Consider the following 15876-nt stretch of genomic DNA (forward strand, 5'->3'; position numbering starts at 1 on the left):
AGGGCCACACCAGCAGTGGCCCTTTGTTGTTTATAGATTGCCTCATTTTTTGCAGACACCTCGAACCATGACAGCACAACTCATCGATGGAAAGGCGCTCTCCCAAAAACTTCGTCAGGAAGTCAGCGGCCGGGTCAAAGCACTCAAGGCAGGGGGCATTGTCCCTGGACTGGCCGTCATTCTGGTCGGTGAAGACCCTGCCAGCCAGGTCTATGTGAGAAACAAGGTGCGTGCGTGCGAGGAGACTGGCATGTATTCGGTGCTCGAAAAGTGGCCCGACACACTGACAGAAGCCGAGCTGCTGGCACGGGTCCAGGAGCTCAATGAAGACAAGAACATCCACGGCATCCTGGTTCAGCTCCCTCTACCAAGACAGATCGATGCCACCAAGGTGATCGAATCGATTGCGCCTGAAAAGGACGTCGATGGGTTCCACGTCGCCAGTGCGGGCGCCCTCATGACAGGTCTTCCCGGCTTCTGGCCGTGCACCCCGTACGGCTGCATGAAAATGCTCGAGCACATCGGCTACGACCTCAAGGGCAAGCACGCTGTTGTCATCGGTCGCAGCAATATCGTGGGAAAGCCTGTGGCCATGATGCTCCTGCAGCAAAACGCCACCGTCACGATCTGCCACAGTGCCACCAAGAATCTCAAGGACATGACGCTGCAAGCCGACGTGATCGTCGCAGCCGTGGGCAAGCGCAAGCTCCTCACTGCGGACATGGTCAAACCGGGCGCGGTGGTTCTGGACGTGGGCATGAACCGCACTGAAGAAGGCAAGCTCTGTGGCGACGTTGACTTTGATGGCGTCAAGGAAGTCGCTGGCTGGATCACTCCGGTTCCAGGTGGCGTGGGACCGATGACCATCACCATGTTGATGGTCAACACATGCGAATCAGCCGAGCGCTCGGCCGGTCAACGCTGAGCCACATTGTCAAGACACCCCGAGCTGAAACTCCGGCTGCCCCCAAAAAGAAAGAGCCTGCCATTTCAATGAGCAGGCTCTTTCGGTCTTCGGCCAGCCAGAGTCAGGACGCTGTCATCACCTCAGAGCGTGCTGCTACTGCTGTGCATTGAGCTGCACAAAGGGCGTTGCGCCGCCAGTGACCTGAGGCAAACGGCCATCCCACTTGCTGATGGCATCGGCCTCGTTTTCAAGCTGCTTCAAACGAAGCAACTCAGGCGTGACTTCCAGCCGCTTGGCTTTCAGTGCCTCGGCCTCCCCCTGTGCCTTGGCCAGGGCCTGGGCCGCTTCCACCTTGATGCGCTCAAGGTCTCGCTCAGCGGTCAGCTTCTTCTGCTCCGCTTCGACTTTTGCCTCAATGGCACGGTCGAACACGTCCGAGAAATCGTAATTGACCGCCGCCAGTGAGTCGATCTCCACGCCGTGGCGCTTGAGACGCTCTTCCAGCGAGCTGCGAATTCGCTGACTGACCTCAATGCGTTTGGTCACCAGCTCTTCGGCGGTGTACTGCGCAGCAATGGCTTTGGTGGCTTCCTGCGCGGCAGGCTCGATCACACGGACCGCAACCGCTTCTTCATTGCCAATTTTCTGAAACACATCCGCCACCTGCGAGGTGTTCAGGCGCCAGTTCAGCACGGCCGATATCTGCACCCGTTGAAGGTCACGCGAGGCGGCTTCGCCTCGACCCTGGCTCTTTTGCAGGCGAACGTCAATGATGTGGACACGGCTGATCAGGGGCATCACAAAGTGAATGCCCTCTTCCAGTGGTACTGGATCCACCTTGCCAAAGGTAGTCAGCACCCCTCTTGTCCCGGCATCGACGATGCGCATCGGATTGATCAGCACCAAGGCAATGATCAGAACAACCGGAATGGCGATCAGCTTGCCAAGCCATTTGATATTGCTGGTATTCATGCGTGTCACTCCTCTTCAACCCTTGAGCCGAGCCTTGGGTGTTCAGCTGGCTCGATCCTGCCCGTGTGCCGGTGCGTGGTTCAGGCTTCGCCACAATGTCATCCCGGCGCCAACCCACTGGAGAAACACCAGCGCAGTCCCCAGCCCGTGCCACAGCCTGACGCTTTCGCCGGCGGCGCGTGCCGTGAGGATTTTGTGCGCTACGCCGAACTCCTGCACCATCGCTGCCAGCATGGCCAGCAAGACCCAGCCCATGGACACCAGGGCCGCCTGCAACGCGGCCGAGTTGTCGCTGTTTTCCCGTCGCCTGAGCAAAACCAGGAGAACAACGCCGAGCACAAGACCTGCCATGGACTGCAAAGAGAACAAGCGGGCAGCCACTGGCCCTGCCACCGCCGGGCTTCCCAGCTTTGCGAACAACATGGGGACCGCCACAAAGCTGATCCCGCTGATCCCGCCCCACCAAAGGGCTGCGATCATGGCTTGAAGCCGGTGAGCTCTCATGCTTGCCACAGACGCCAACGGTTCATTCGTAGCGCACGGCCACGATTTCGTAGTGACGAACACCGCCAGGCGCCTGAACCTCGGCCACATCACCCTCTTCCTTGCCGATCAATGCTCGGGCAATCGGGCTGCTGATGTTGATCAGTCCAAGCTTGAGGTCGGCTTCATCTTCACCCACGATCTGATAGGTCACGGACTGACCGCTGTCCTCGTCTTCGAGGTCGACCGTCGAACCGAACACGACCTTGCCTCCGGCATCGAGTGAAGAAGGATCGATCACCTGGGCTGTTGAAAGCTTGCCTTCAATCTCGGCAATGCGGCCTTCAACAAAACCCTGACGGTCTTTGGCAGCCTCGTACTCGGCGTTTTCGCTGAGATCGCCTTGCGCACGGGCTTCGGCGATGGCGTTGATCACGGCCGGGCGCTCGACCGTTTTGAGCTGATGCAGTTCTGTCTTGAGTTTCTCTGCGCCGCGCTTGGTAATGGGAATGGTGGCCATTGATGGTCTCCAGACATGGCACATGCCCCGGCGGGGGCATGCGTTGATGTAGGGGCGAGCCCTGTTAAAAAGCAAACCGCCGAGCGTTTCCGTTCGGCGGTGTATGAGTGCATTATGCACTGAAAACGGCCATGGCAGTACCCGGCACCTGGCCGGGCCACGTTCAGGCCGGGAGCTCCGCGTGCATGTCCTGAACAGACATCACGTCCAGCTTGTCAAGGAACTGAAGTCCTTCGACCGCCGCTTCGGCGCCAGCAATCGTCGTGAAAGTGGTCACACGCGCCAGCAGGGCCGAGGTGCGAATCGCCCTCGAGTCGGCAATGGCGTTTCGTCGCTCTTCCACGGTGTTGATCACCAGGTCGATTTCGCCGTTCTTGATCATGTCCACAATATGAGGGCGACCTTCGGCCACCTTGTTGACCGTCTCGACCGGGATGCCGGCTTCAGCGATTGCGGCCGCAGTGCCACGAGTGGCCACGAGTGAGAAACCGATATCGACCAGCTGACGAGCGACCTCAACTGCACGGGACTTGTCGCCGTTCTTGACCGTCAGAAAGGCTTTGCCGGAGGTGGGCAAGCGCGTTCCGGCGCCAAGCTGGCTCTTGACGAAGGCTTCGCCAAAGGTCCGGCCAACACCCATGACCTCACCGGTTGACTTCATCTCTGGGCCCAGGATGGTGTCAACACCAGGGAATTTCACAAACGGGAACACCGCCTCCTTGACGCTGAAATAGGGCGGCGTGACCTCTGCGCCAACCGCCTGATCGTCCAGGCTGCGCCCGGCCATGCAGCGTGCAGCAACCTTGGCCAACTGGATGCCCGTGGCCTTGGAGACGAACGGAACCGTGCGCGATGCGCGGGGGTTGACCTCCAGTACGTAGATCACATCCTTCTTCTGACCGCCCTCTTCCACTTCCTGTATCGCGAACTGGACGTTCATGAGGCCCACCACGTTCAGGCCAGCAGCCATGGCTGCCGTCTGACGCTTGAGTTCGTCGACCGTTCCCTGGGAGAGGTAATACGGTGGCAGTGAGCAACCTGAGTCACCACTGTGAACCCCTGCTTGTTCGATGTGCTCCATCACGCCGCCGATGAAAACGCGTCCGCTGGCATCACGGATGGCATCCACATCACACTCGATGGCGTCGTTGAGGAAGCGGTCCAGCAGCACAGGCGAATCGTTGCTCACCTTCACGGCCTCGCGCATGTAGCGCTCCAGGTCGCGTTGCTCGTGCACGATTTCCATCGCGCGGCCACCCAGCACGTAGCTAGGGCGCACAACCAGTGGGTAGCCCAGCTTTTCAGCCTTCTCAAGAGCCTCTGGCTCGGTGCGCGCGGTGGCATTGGGTGGCTGCAGGAGGTTGAGCTGGTTCAGCAAGGCCTGGAAGCGCTCGCGATCCTCTGCCGCGTCGATCATGTCTGGTGTTGTACCGATGATGGGCACGCCAGCCTTCTCCAGCCCCAGCGCGAGCTTCAGCGGGGTCTGACCACCATACTGAACGATCACGCCCTCGGGCTTTTCCTTTTCGACAATCTCCAGCACATCTTCCAGCGTCAGCGGTTCGAAGTACAGGCGATCTGAGGTGTCGTAGTCGGTGGACACGGTTTCCGGGTTGCAGTTGACCATGATGGTCTCGAACCCATCCTCACGCATGGCCAGCGCCGCGTGCACACAGCAGTAATCGAACTCGATGCCCTGGCCAATGCGGTTGGGCCCGCCGCCAAGTACCATGATCTTGCGCTTGTCGGTCGGCTCCGCCTCGCACTGGCCGTCGCCATGCCCTTCATAGGTGGAGTACATGTAGGCCGTGTTCGTGGCGAACTCCGCCGCGCAAGTGTCCACGCGCTTGTACACCGGGCGAACGCCCAGAGCCTTGCGCTGGTCGCGAACGGCTTGCTCGTTGGTCTTGAGCAACTTGGCCAGACGGCGATCCGAGAAACCCTTCTTCTTCAGGCCGCGCAGCGTGGTGGCGTCCAGCGAAGCCAGCGCACCATCGCCCTTTTGAGCGGTCAACTCGTCCATCGCCAGTTCAAGCTTGACGATCTCTTCAATCTGGATGAGGAACCATTTGTCGATCTTGGTGAACTGGTGCACTTCGTCCACAGACCAACCAGCGGCAAAAGCATCGCCGACGTACCAGATGCGCTCTGGTCCGGGCTCACCCAGTTCGCGCTCGAGCGTTTCACGGTCCTGCGTTTTCTCGTTCATGCCGTCCACGCCAACTTCCAGGCCGCGCAGGGCTTTCTGGAAGCTCTCCTGGAACGTACGGCCCATGGCCATCACCTCACCCACCGACTTCATCTGGGTGGTCAGGCGGTTGTCGGCAGTGGGGAACTTCTCAAAGGCAAAACGTGGGATCTTGGTGACCACGTAGTCGATGGATGGTTCGAAACTGGCAGGTGTTGCGCCGCCCGTGATTTCGTTGCGCAACTCGTCCAGCGTGAACCCCACAGCCAGCTTGGCAGCCACCTTGGCGATCGGGAAGCCGGTTGCCTTGGATGCCAGCGCAGAAGAACGCGAGACGCGCGGATTCATCTCGATCACGATCATGCGCCCATCTTTCGGGTTGACCGAAAACTGGACGTTTGATCCACCCGTATCGACACCAATCTCACGCAGGACCGCCAGGCTGGCGTCGCGCATGATCTGGTATTCCTTGTCGGTCAGTGTCTGTGCCGGGGCTACCGTGATCGAGTCTCCCGTGTGGACCCCCATGGGGTCGAGGTTCTCGATCGAGCAGATGATGATGCAGTTGTCCGCCTTGTCGCGCACCACTTCCATCTCGTACTCTTTCCACCCGAGCAGAGACTCTTCAATCAGCAGCTCATTGGTGGGCGAAGCTTCGATACCGCGCTTGCAGATGGTCTCGAACTCTTCGTTGTTGTAGGCAATGCCGCCGCCGGTGCCTCCGAGGGTAAAGCTTGGACGGATGACGACCGGGAAGCCCACCGTCTTTTGCACCGCCCACGCTTCGTCCATCGTGTGCGCGATACCGGAGCGGGCAGAACCAAGCCCAATCTTGGTCATCGCGTCCTTGAACTTGAGCCGGTCTTCCGCCTTGTCAATGGACTCAGGCTTGGCGCCGATCAGCTCGATGTCATATTTCTCGAGCACGCCATTGCGCCACAAGTCCAGCGCACAGTTGAGTGCCGTCTGCCCACCCATCGTCGGGAGCACAGCGAACCCACCCGGACACCGGGGACGCTCACGCGCAATGATCTTCTCGACGACCTGCCAGGAAATCGGCTCGATGTAGGTCACATCCGCCGTGTCCGGGTCAGTCATGATCGTGGCGGGGTTGCTGTTGATCAGAATGACCTTGTAGCCCTCTTCACGCAGCGCCTTGCAGGCCTGCACGCCCGAATAGTCGAACTCGCAGGCTTGCCCGATGATGATGGGGCCAGCACCGATGATGAGAACGGTTTTGATGTCTGAGCGTTTGGGCATGGTGTTTGCAGTGAGGCTATGTACGTTGGAGTTGTAGTTGGGGAGGGAGACTGGACGCAGTGTGCAATCAGCTCGAAAGCACCGGCTTGATGTGCTCCAGCAGCTTCTGCACACGCTCGGCCGGAACGTTCTTCTGCATCAGCTGCAACAGGCCATCGCCTTCAACCATGGGGCGCAGGACTTCAGTCTCGGCGGGCTGAAATGTGGCATCCCAGTCGGCCAGCTCGGCATCAAAGGTCTCGTCGTCCCAGCTCTTGCCTTTGGCAATCAGCGTGATCAAAGGCATTGCCTTGTTCTCGATGAAAGACTTGCGGTATGGCTTTTGTGCCCAGCGCTGCGCGAACCACTCCTTGTGTGGTGACTCAAGCGTCATCATGCGTTTGGCAATGGCCTTTTCAACGGCAAAAGCGGGAAAACTGTAGAGCTTCATGCGGCTGGTCCTTCCTTTTTCGTGCGAGATCAGGCTTCGGCCATCTGGGATTGCATGCTGTCGACAAATCGGTCAAACAGATAGCCAATGTCGTGCGGCCCGGGGGACGCTTCCGGGTGGCCCTGGAAACAGAACGCTGGCTTGTCCGTGCGCGCAAGGCCTTGCAATGTGCCGTCAAAAAGGCTGACATGCGTGGCGCGCAAGTTGTCGGGCAGCGACTTTTCATCAACCGCAAATCCGTGGTTCTGGCTGGTGATGGAGACTTTGCCGGTATCCAGGTCCTTGACCGGGTGGTTCGCACCGTGGTGACCGAACTTCATCTTGAACGTCCTGGCGCCGGACGCCAATGCCATGATCTGGTGCCCCAGGCAAATGCCGAAGGTCGGTACGCCGCTGTCGATGATGTCTTTCGCAGCCGCGATTGCGTAGTCGCACGGCTCTGGATCGCCAGGCCCGTTGGACAGGAAAACCCCGTTGGGCTTGAGTTTGAACACGTCTTCAGCACTGGTTTGCGCCGGCACCACGGTGACCTTGCAACCACGTGCGGCCAACATGCGAAGAATGTTCTTCTTGACGCCGAAGTCCAGCGCCACCACATGAAAGCGTGGTGCGATCTGCTCGCCGTAACCGAAGCCAAGCTGCCATTCGGTCTGTGTCCAGGCATAGGGCGTTGCGGTGGTGACCACCTTGGCCAGGTCACTCCCGGCCATATTGGGAGCAGCCTTGGCCGCCGCAATGGCTCGGGCACGCACTTCGTCGGTGATTTCCTGACCGGCTTCCAGGGCGACAATGCAGCCGTTCTGGGCGCCTTGTGTCCGCAGCAGTCGCGTCAGCGCGCGCGTATCGAGGTCGGCGATGGCAACGGTACCCTGAGACTTGAGGTATTCACTCAGGGTTTGCTCGCTGCGAAAATTGGACGCGAGCAAAGGCAGGTCTTTGATGATCAGTCCAGCCGCCTGGATGCGGTCGGCCTCGACGTCTTCGCTGTTCACACCAGTGTTGCCAATGTGTGGGTAGGTCAGCGTGACGATCTGCTGGCAGTAGCTGGGATCTGTCAGGATTTCCTGGTAGCCGGTGATGGAAGTGTTGAACACCACCTCCCCCGTCGTCTGGCCGGCTGCGCCAATGGAAATGCCTGTAAAGACCGTGCCGTCGGCGAGCGCAAGAAGGGCTTTCGGGTGGACGGGAAGCACGGTGTTCTCCAGAAGGTGTTTGGACGCACCCGCGCCCGCCTGGAGGGCACATCCGGAAGAGGAGAGGCACGCGCTCACAAGGGCTTTCACGCGGGGTGAAAACCGCCGAGGCGGTACAGAACCTGGGTAGGCAGCCGTGGCGGGCGCAGCAAATGCGCCGATTGCGGGTAAACCCGGCAATTATAGCCTGCGCAAAGACCGATTAAGACCCGCGTAAGGGTTTTTCCTCGAGAAAATCAGTGGCGTCCAACCGCACTGGCGTGCAAGCAGATGGCAGCAGCGGCGGCCACGTTGAGGGACTCTTCCCCGCCCGGCTGGCCGATCCTCACTGACTGGGCTGCCCTGGCTTCCAGCGCTGTCTGCAAGCCCTGCCCCTCGTGCCCCAACATCCAGGCGCACGGCCAGGGCAAAGCCGACTCGTGCAGCCATTGGCCGCGGTGAGAGCTGGTCGCCAGCAAGGGGATTGACAGTTGATTCACGTCGTCCGCACTGAGGCCTTCGTGCAGGGTCAGGCCAAAATGTGCGCCCATTCCCGCCCTGACCACTTTCGGTGACCACAGGCCCGCGGTGCCCTTGATGGCCAACACCTGCTTGAACCCGAAGGCAGCAGCGCTGCGCAAGATGGACCCCACGTTGCCGGCATCCTGCAACCGATCGAGTACAACGCTTGGCTCGGAAAGCCCGAGGGAAGGAGGCTGCGGAACCGCCAGGAGAAAGCCGATGGGCGCGGGTGAATCCAGCCCTGATAAGCCATCCCACAACTCGTCCGCCACAATGGCCAGCCTCGGCGCGCTGGCAAGCAGTTCGCTATCCATGCGCCCATGGGCCGATGCCTTGACGACAACCACCTCGGGGCGGCCTCCGCGCTCGAGCAGCGCCCTGCAAAGGTGATCACCCTCGAGAAATACCTGCCCCAGCTTGCGATAGGCAGTAGTGTCACGGGCCAACTGGCGCAAGCGCTTGAGCAGCGCATTCTCGCGTGACTGAATCAGGGTGTGCTCTTCACTCATGCGCCGTCCCCTTCTGTGCAGCGGCACGAGCGACAGGTGCGTAGCTGCGCCGGTGAGCCGGCAAAGGCCCGAACTCATCAAGTGCGGCCAGGTGCTGGGCGGTGCCATACCCTTTGTGACGGTCAAACCCGTAAGCCGGGTGCAACTCGTGCAACTCCGTCATCATGCGGTCCCGGGTCACCTTGGCGAGAATGGAGGCTGCAGAGATGGCTTTGACCTTGGCATCCCCCTGGACGATGGCTTCGGCCAGCACATCCAGTTTTGGCAGTCGATTTCCGTCCACAAGCACCTTGACCGGTTTGAGCCGCAAGCCATTGACGGCCCGCTGCATGGCGAGCATCGTGGCCTGCAGGATGTTGAGCTGATCGATTTCCTCTACGGTGGCCTGTGCGATGCTGCAGCACAAGGCTTTCGCCCGAATTTCATCGAAGAGTTTTTCGCGGCGCCGCTCTGTCAGGGCTTTGGAGTCCGCCAGACCAGCGATCGGCTTCTGGTCGTCAAGAATGACTGCAGCGGCCACCACCGGCCCCGCCAGAGGTCCACGCCCGGCCTCATCGACCCCGGCGATCAACCCCGGCGTATCCCAGGCCAGAGAGACCTGCTCAGCCTTCAAGAACTTTTTGGATCGCATGGGCAGACAAATGTGCGGTATCGCGCCGCAAAGACTCATGCAGCGCCCGAAATCGATTCTGGACTGCCTCCATTTTCTCAGGGTCAGACAGCCAGCCTGTCACAGCCCCGGCCAGAGCTTCCGGTGTCGCTGCATCCTGGATTAGCTCCGGCACCACAAACTCGCGGGCGAGTATGTTGGGCAAGCCCACCCACGGCTGCAAGGACTTGCGCTTCATCGATTGCCACGACAGCCAGCCCATGTTGTAGGCGATGACCATCGGTCGCTTGAACAATGCGGCTTCCAGCGTCGCGGTACCGCTGGCCATCAGCGCGACGTCACAAGCGGCCAGAACCTCATGAGATTGACCTCTGACCACTTTGAGTCGCTGACCCAGTCCCAAAGACAAGGCCATTGCCGAGAGTCGCTCGAACTGCGCTGGAACCGCCGGGATGACAAACACTGCGTCAGGCAGCTGGCTTGACAGCAAACGAATGGCAGCCATGAACCTCGGCGCAATGTGCTCGATCTCCGAGGAGCGACTCCCCGGCATGACAGCCACCACCTGGCCCTGCCCCGGCAATTGCAGTGCGAGTCTCGCCGCCTTGGCATCGGGCTCCATGGGAATGACGCTGGCCAGTGGGTGTCCGACATAGGTCGCATCTATCCCGTTGGCGCGCAAGAGTTCCGGTTCAAAGGGAAACAGGCACAAGACATGATCGATGGCCTCGGCCATCTTCAGGAGCCTCTCGCTTCGCCATGCCCATACGGAAGGGCATACAAAGTGCACTGTCTTGATGCCACCTTTGCGCAATCGCCGCTCAAGGCCGAAATTGAAGTCCGGGGCATCGATCCCGATGAACACATCGGGCCTTTCAGCCAGCACACGGTCGCCAAGCTCACGGCGGATACGCAATAGCTCAGGCAGGCGCTTGAGAGCGTCCACATAGCCAAAAACGGAAAGCCGCTCCATCGGCCACAGGCTGTGCATGCCCTGCTCTGCCATGCGCGGCCCACCAATCCCCCAGGCCGTCAACGATGGCCAGGTCTGGCGCAAGCCTCCCAGCAGCAAGCCGCCGAGCAGATCTCCCGAAGTCTCGCCTGCCACCAGGCCAGCCCGCAATGCACCCGCAGGCGCGCTCAACGGATCAGCCCGCGAGTCGCGCCGGCCAGGAAATCCAGCATGAGATCAATGTCCTCATCGCCACCTTGCCCTCGCAGGTTGTCAAACTCCGCCTTGGCCTGCTCAACGGTCAGGCCACGTCGGAACAGCGCTTTGTGCATGGACCGGATAACCCCGATCCGCTCAGCAGAGAAGCCACGTCGCTTCAGGCCAATCAGGTTGACCGCACGAGTGACCAGCGGCTGGCCATCTACCGTCATGTAGGGGGCCACGTCTTGCGCCACATGCCCCTGAAAACCGATCATCGAATGAGCACCCACGTGCACCCACTGGTGTATGCCAGTCAGGCCGCCAATGACTGCCCAGTCACCCACGTGTACATGACCTGCAAGGGTCACATTGTTGGCAAGAATGGTGTGATTTCCCAGACGCGAATCATGGGCGATGTGCACATAGGCCATGATCCAGTTGTCACTGCCCACGCGGGTCACGCCCTCTTCCTTGAACGTGCCGGTGTTGAACGTGCAGTACTCGCGCACGGTGTTTCGGTCGCCGATCTCAAGGCGGGTCACTTCTCCGTTGTGACTGATGTCTTGCGGCATGCCGCCAATCGAGCTGAACGGATGGAAGTGATTGTCAGTGCCAATGCTGGTTTCGCCCTGAATCACGCAGTGTGCATCGACGCGCGTGCGTTCACCGATCCTGACCTTGGGGCCAATGACGGCATAGGGACCGACCTGAACCCCTTCAGCCAGCTCTGCGCCCGGGTCGACAATGGCAGTTGGATGAATCTGCGGCATGCGCAAAGTCCTCCTGCCTCAGCTGACTTTGCGCATGGTGCACATCAGCTCGGCTTCGACGGCGAGCTCACCGTCCACACTGGCTGTGGCCTTGTATTTGTAGATACCTGCCTTGGCGCGTTCGATCGTGGCCTCGAGAATGAGCTGGTCGCCGGGCTCCACCACACGCTTGAAGCGTGCCCCGTCAATGCCCAGGAAGTAGACCACCGTGTTCTCGTCCGGCTCCTGCCCCATGGAATGAAAACTGAGCAACGCCGCTGTCTGGGCTAGCGCCTCAAGCATCAGCACCCCTGGCATCACGGGCCTGTTCGGAAAATGACCATTGAAAAACGGCTCGTTGATGGACACGTTTTTCAGCGCCTTGATGCGCACGTTGTCTTCCAGCTCCAGTACCCGGTCGACCAGAAGAATCGGGTAGCGGTGAGGAAGCAGCTTGAGAATTCGGTGAATGTCCATCGTCATGATCAGTCCGGGCTATCGTTCTTGTCGAGTTGTTTGATGTTCTGTTCTAGGGCTCGAATACGTTCGCGCAGGCGGCTGAGCTGCCTGAGGGAGACCGCATTTTTCTCCCACGCCGCATTGGTATCCAGAGGAAACATGCCAGTGTACAACCCGGGCTCCCGCACCGATCGCGTCACGACCGATGCCGCCGAGATATTCACTCCGTCTGCCAGGTTGAGGTGTCCAAGAACAATCGCTCCGCCGCCAACTGTGCAATGGCGGCCGATGTCAGCACTGCCAGCGACCCCGACGCAGCCGGCCATCGCGCTGTGCGCACCCACGCGCACGTTGTGACCGATCTGTATCAGGTTGTCGAGCTTGACGCCGTCCTCGATGACGGTGTCATCCAGCGCTCCGCGGTCAATGCAGGTATTGGCGCCAATTTCGACATCATTGCCGATACGCACGGCGCCAAGCTGCTCGATCTTGACCCACTGCCCCTTGTGTGGCGCAAAACCGAAGCCATCCGCACCAATCACCACTCCACTGTGGACGATGCAGCGCGCGCCGATCTGGCAGGCCTGGCCCACTGTGACCCGAGGGGACAGGCGAGAACCTGCACCGACAATGGCGCCGGCCTCCAGCACACAGCCGGCTCCAATGACCGCGCCATCACCGATTTCCGCACCTTCGCCAACAACAGCAAAATCGCCAATGGAAACCGCTTGACCAAGGCGCGCCGTCGGGTGAATGCTGGCGCGCTCGCTCACGCCAGCGGAGACACCACTTCGCTGCCGCGCACGCCACCATTGCGACAGGCGCGCATAGTAAAGGTAGGGGTCATCTGTGACCACCAGCACCTTGCTGGCGTCCAGCTGGGATGCCAGGCCTTCATTGACAATCAGTGCACTGGCTGCCGACTGCGATGCCTGCGACACATATCGGGCCTGGGCCACAAAGCTGATCTCGCCCTCACCGGCATTGGCCAGCGAAGCAATTCTGCGAACAGCAGTGGATGGGTCACCCCGGAGCTCGCCGCCCAGGGCATCAACGATGTCGCCCAGGGTGGTGGACACGGGGGCTCTCTCCTCTTGTTTGGCGTCTCTGAAGACGGGCTTACTTGCTGTCGTTCAGACGGTCGATCACACGTTCGGTAATGTCGAGCTTCGGGTTGATATAGGCGGCCTCCTGGATGATGAGGTCGTACTTTTCCTCTTCAGCCATGGTCTTGAGGACCTTGTTCACCTTTTCGATGACCAACTGCACGCCTTCGTTCTTGCGCAATGCCAGGTCTTCATGGAAAGCCCGCTGCTTGCGCTGCAACTCCCGCTCCTCTTCAACCAGGCTGCGTTGCTTGGACACGCGTTGGCTCTCGGGCAGGGTTGGTGCTGTGCGCTCGAAATCTGCAAAAGCCTTTTTCAGGGCATCGAGCTGATTCTGCAGCTCTTTCTCACGCTTGGAGAAGTCCTGCTCCAGTTTTGCCGTGATGGACTTTGCCATCGCCGAATCGCGCATGATGCGGTCGACGTTGACGGCGCCAATCTTGACTCCTTGTGCAAGAGCAGAGGTGGCAACGCATGCGGTCAGGACCAGCATGGAAAGCGGCTTGGCCGCCCGGGAAATGATTGATTTCATCAAAACGAGGTTCCGATCTGAAACTGGAATTTCTGGATTTTATCGCCATCAAACTTGCGCACCGGGTGGGCATATGCAAACCGAAGAGGGCCGATGGGCGAGATCCAGCTGATACCGAAGCCCACCGATGAGCGAAGCTGAGACATGTCGATGCTCTCGTCCTCGCCATAGATATTGCCGGCATCGACAAAGCCGAACCAGCGCAGCGTGCGGTCATTGCCCGCCCCCGGGAACGGGGCTATGAACTCGGCGTTGAGCACCAGCTTGCGCGCGCCGCCAATGCTGACCGTCTCACCCGTGGTCGACCCGACCACGGCGGATTTGGGTCCCAGGGTGCCCTGGTCAAAACCTCGGACAGAGCCCAGACCACCACCGGTGAAGTTGCGCAAAACCGGGAACGGATCACCACCGAGTCCCTTGCCCGCACCCAGTTCTGTGTTGAAAGCCAGCGTGTACTGCTTGTTCAGCGGAATGTACTGCTGGAACTGGTAGCTGAGCTTGGCATAACGGCGATCACCACCGATACCCAGCTCGGTATTGAAGCGCTGCATGCGCCCTGTGGTCGGCACGAGCGCGCTGTCCCGCTCGTCGCGCGTCCAGCCCACTGTGGCGGGAATGTAGGTGCCGTCCTGCCCCAGATAGGCTTCCGGCAACTCATTGCCCTCTTCGATCTCGACCTTTTCGCCGCCAATACCGAAATAGACCGTGTCCCGCTCGGTGAACGGCACACCAAACTTCACCCCAAGGCCTTTGGTGGTGATGGTGTAGTCACCGCCCTGCGCATCGTATGGCTGCTGCGTCTTGTAATACGCGTCAAAGGTGCGGGATACGCCGTCCTTGGTGAAGTAAGGGTCGGTCGTGCTCAACACAAACTGACGGCTGTAATCACTGGTATTGAGGTCCAGCGCCACGTAGTTGCCCGTACCGAACACGTTCTCGACGTTGATGTTGGCGATCAGGGACAGCTTGTCAGCCTGAGAGTAGCCAGCGCCAATGGCGAGGTTGCCGGTGGGGCGCTCCACCACTGTGACAGTCAGATCGACCTGGTCATTGGAACCTGGCACGGGCTCGGTACCAATGCTGACCTCGGTAAAGAAGCCCAGGCGATCCACCCGGTCGCGTGACAGGCGAATCCGGTCGCTGTCATACCACGAAGACTCCAGCTGCCGGAACTCGCGTCGGATCACTTCGTCTCGCGTCCGGTTGTTGCCTTCGATGTTGATTCGGCGAACATACACACGCCTTGCCGGCTGGGCCTGCAGAGAAAAGCTCACCTGATTGGTGGCACGGTCGATCGTGGGCACCGCCTCCACCCGGGCAAAAGCATAGCCGAACGAGCCGAAGAAATCAGTGAAGTTCTTGATCGTGCGCGATACCTCTTCCGCGTTGTAGGCCTGGCCCACTTCGATCTCCACCAGCGACTTGAAGTCTTCTTCCTTGCCGAAATACTGGCCTTCAAGCTTCACTTCGGAAACGACAAAACGTTCCCCTTCGGTGATATTGATGGTGACGGACATTTTCTCCTTGTCTGGAGAAATGGCCACCTGAGTGGAATCGATCTTGAAGTCGAGATAGCCACGCTGGAGATAGTAGGAGCGCAGCGATTCAAGATCGGCATTGAGCTTGGAGCGCTCGTAGCGATCGCTCTTGGTGTACCAGGACAGCCAGCCGCCTGTATCCAGGTCGAACAGGTTGCGCAGGGTGGACTCGGCGAAAGCCTTGTTGCCCACCACGCGAATTTCGTGAATCTTGGCAACGTCTCCCTCGCTGACGCTGAAGTTGAGGTTGACGCGGTTGCGGTCGATAGGGGTCACCGTGGTGACCACCTGGGTGGTGTACATGCTGCGGTTGATGTACTGGCGCTTGAGCTCCTGCTCAGCACGATCCGCGAGGGCCTTGTCAAATGGGCGCCCTTCAGCCAGACCCACATCACGCAGCGAGGCCAGCAACGCATCCTTGTCGAATTCACGAACTCCGGAGAAGCTGACATCGGCGACCGTGGGGCGTTCTTCGACGATCACGACGAGCACGTCGTCATTGACTTGCAGGCGAACGTCGTTGAAAAGGCCCAGACCAAACAGCGCGCGAATGGCTGCTGTTCCCTTGTCGTCGCTGTAGGTATCACCAATGCGAAACGGCAAGGAGGCGAAAACAGTTCCGGGCTCAACCCTTTGCAAGCCCTCGACACGAATGTCCTTGAGCATGAAAGGTTCGACAGCCCAGGCTGGCAATGCCGCCAGTACACTCGAAGCAATGGCCGTCAGCGTCAGACCACGTACGCAGTTTTTGAGTTTTTTCATGTAT

At 59.8% G+C, this 15876-nt stretch carries 15 protein-coding genes; 1 reads left to right on the forward strand and 14 read right to left on the reverse strand.

Features of this window, described 5'->3' with window-relative positions; genetic code table 11:
- Nucleotides 1-67 precede the first annotated feature (67 nt).
- Nucleotides 68-925: a bifunctional methylenetetrahydrofolate dehydrogenase/methenyltetrahydrofolate cyclohydrolase FolD gene (gene folD, locus ABWV89_RS05340; protein WP_353395009.1), complete on the forward strand. Its 858-nt coding sequence runs from the start codon at nucleotides 68-70 to the stop codon at nucleotides 923-925.
- Nucleotides 926-1060: 135 nt separating this feature from the next.
- Here the strand turns inward: folD and ABWV89_RS05345 are convergent, their stop codons facing one another.
- The 14 genes from ABWV89_RS05345 to bamA form a co-directional block, all read right to left on the reverse strand.
- Nucleotides 1061-1879, reverse strand: a complete 819-nt coding sequence (locus ABWV89_RS05345) for a prohibitin family protein (RefSeq protein WP_353395010.1) — start codon at nucleotides 1877-1879, stop codon at nucleotides 1061-1063.
- Nucleotides 1880-1921: 42 nt separating this feature from the next.
- Nucleotides 1922-2359 carry a DUF4149 domain-containing protein gene (locus ABWV89_RS05350; protein ID WP_353395011.1) on the reverse strand — a complete coding sequence of 146 codons (438 nt, stop codon included), beginning with the start codon at nucleotides 2357-2359 and terminating at the stop codon, nucleotides 1922-1924.
- 46 nt (nucleotides 2360-2405) lie between these two features.
- Nucleotides 2406-2882 (reverse strand): transcription elongation factor GreA, encoded by a 477-nt coding sequence (gene greA / locus ABWV89_RS05355; protein WP_353395012.1) that lies wholly within the window; start codon nucleotides 2880-2882, stop codon nucleotides 2406-2408.
- Nucleotides 2883-3045: 163 nt separating this feature from the next.
- Complete coding sequence (carB, locus tag ABWV89_RS05360) at nucleotides 3046-6330, reverse strand: carbamoyl-phosphate synthase large subunit (protein WP_353395014.1); 3285 nt, start codon at nucleotides 6328-6330, stop codon at nucleotides 3046-3048.
- Nucleotides 6331-6397: 67 nt separating this feature from the next.
- Nucleotides 6398-6760 carry a hypothetical protein gene (locus ABWV89_RS05365; RefSeq protein WP_353395015.1) on the reverse strand — a complete coding sequence of 121 codons (363 nt, stop codon included), beginning with the start codon at nucleotides 6758-6760 and terminating at the stop codon, nucleotides 6398-6400.
- Between the two features lie 29 nt (nucleotides 6761-6789).
- Nucleotides 6790-7953, reverse strand: a complete 1164-nt coding sequence (gene carA, locus ABWV89_RS05370; RefSeq protein WP_353395016.1) for a glutamine-hydrolyzing carbamoyl-phosphate synthase small subunit — start codon at nucleotides 7951-7953, stop codon at nucleotides 6790-6792.
- A gap of 236 nt (nucleotides 7954-8189) precedes the next feature.
- Nucleotides 8190-8963, reverse strand: a complete 774-nt coding sequence (locus ABWV89_RS05375) for a TrmH family RNA methyltransferase (RefSeq protein ID WP_353395017.1) — start codon at nucleotides 8961-8963, stop codon at nucleotides 8190-8192.
- On the reverse strand, nucleotides 8956-9594 hold the full coding sequence (gene rnhB, locus ABWV89_RS05380; protein ID WP_353395018.1) for a ribonuclease HII: 639 nt from the start codon (nucleotides 9592-9594) through the stop codon (nucleotides 8956-8958). Before rnhB ends, ABWV89_RS05375 begins: the two co-directional genes overlap by 8 nt.
- Complete coding sequence (lpxB, locus tag ABWV89_RS05385) at nucleotides 9566-10717, reverse strand: lipid-A-disaccharide synthase (protein WP_353395019.1); 1152 nt, start codon at nucleotides 10715-10717, stop codon at nucleotides 9566-9568. The genes rnhB and lpxB overlap by 29 nt, the downstream gene beginning before the upstream one ends.
- Nucleotides 10714-11496, reverse strand: a complete 783-nt coding sequence (lpxA, locus tag ABWV89_RS05390) for an acyl-ACP--UDP-N-acetylglucosamine O-acyltransferase (RefSeq protein WP_353395020.1) — start codon at nucleotides 11494-11496, stop codon at nucleotides 10714-10716. Before lpxA ends, lpxB begins: the two co-directional genes overlap by 4 nt.
- Before the next feature lie 18 nt (nucleotides 11497-11514).
- Entirely contained in the window at nucleotides 11515-11952 is a 438-nt protein-coding gene (gene fabZ / locus ABWV89_RS05395) for a 3-hydroxyacyl-ACP dehydratase FabZ (RefSeq protein WP_502903151.1), read from the reverse strand.
- Between the two features lie 8 nt (nucleotides 11953-11960).
- The gene (gene lpxD / locus ABWV89_RS05400) at nucleotides 11961-13013 is read right to left on the reverse strand and encodes a UDP-3-O-(3-hydroxymyristoyl)glucosamine N-acyltransferase (protein WP_353395023.1); all 1053 of its coding nucleotides are present in this window, start codon (nucleotides 13011-13013) and stop codon (nucleotides 11961-11963) included.
- Nucleotides 13014-13053: 40 nt separating this feature from the next.
- Nucleotides 13054-13572: an OmpH/Skp family outer membrane protein gene (locus ABWV89_RS05405; protein WP_353395024.1), complete on the reverse strand. Its 519-nt coding sequence runs from the start codon at nucleotides 13570-13572 to the stop codon at nucleotides 13054-13056.
- Entirely contained in the window at nucleotides 13572-15872 is a 2301-nt protein-coding gene (bamA, locus tag ABWV89_RS05410; protein WP_353395025.1) for an outer membrane protein assembly factor BamA, read from the reverse strand. The genes ABWV89_RS05405 and bamA overlap by 1 nt, the downstream gene beginning before the upstream one ends.
- Between the last annotated feature and the right edge of the window lie 4 nt (nucleotides 15873-15876).

Source organism: Hydrogenophaga sp. 5NK40-0174 (assembly GCF_040372165.1).
Classification (GTDB): Bacteria; Pseudomonadota; Gammaproteobacteria; order Burkholderiales; family Burkholderiaceae_C; genus Hydrogenophaga.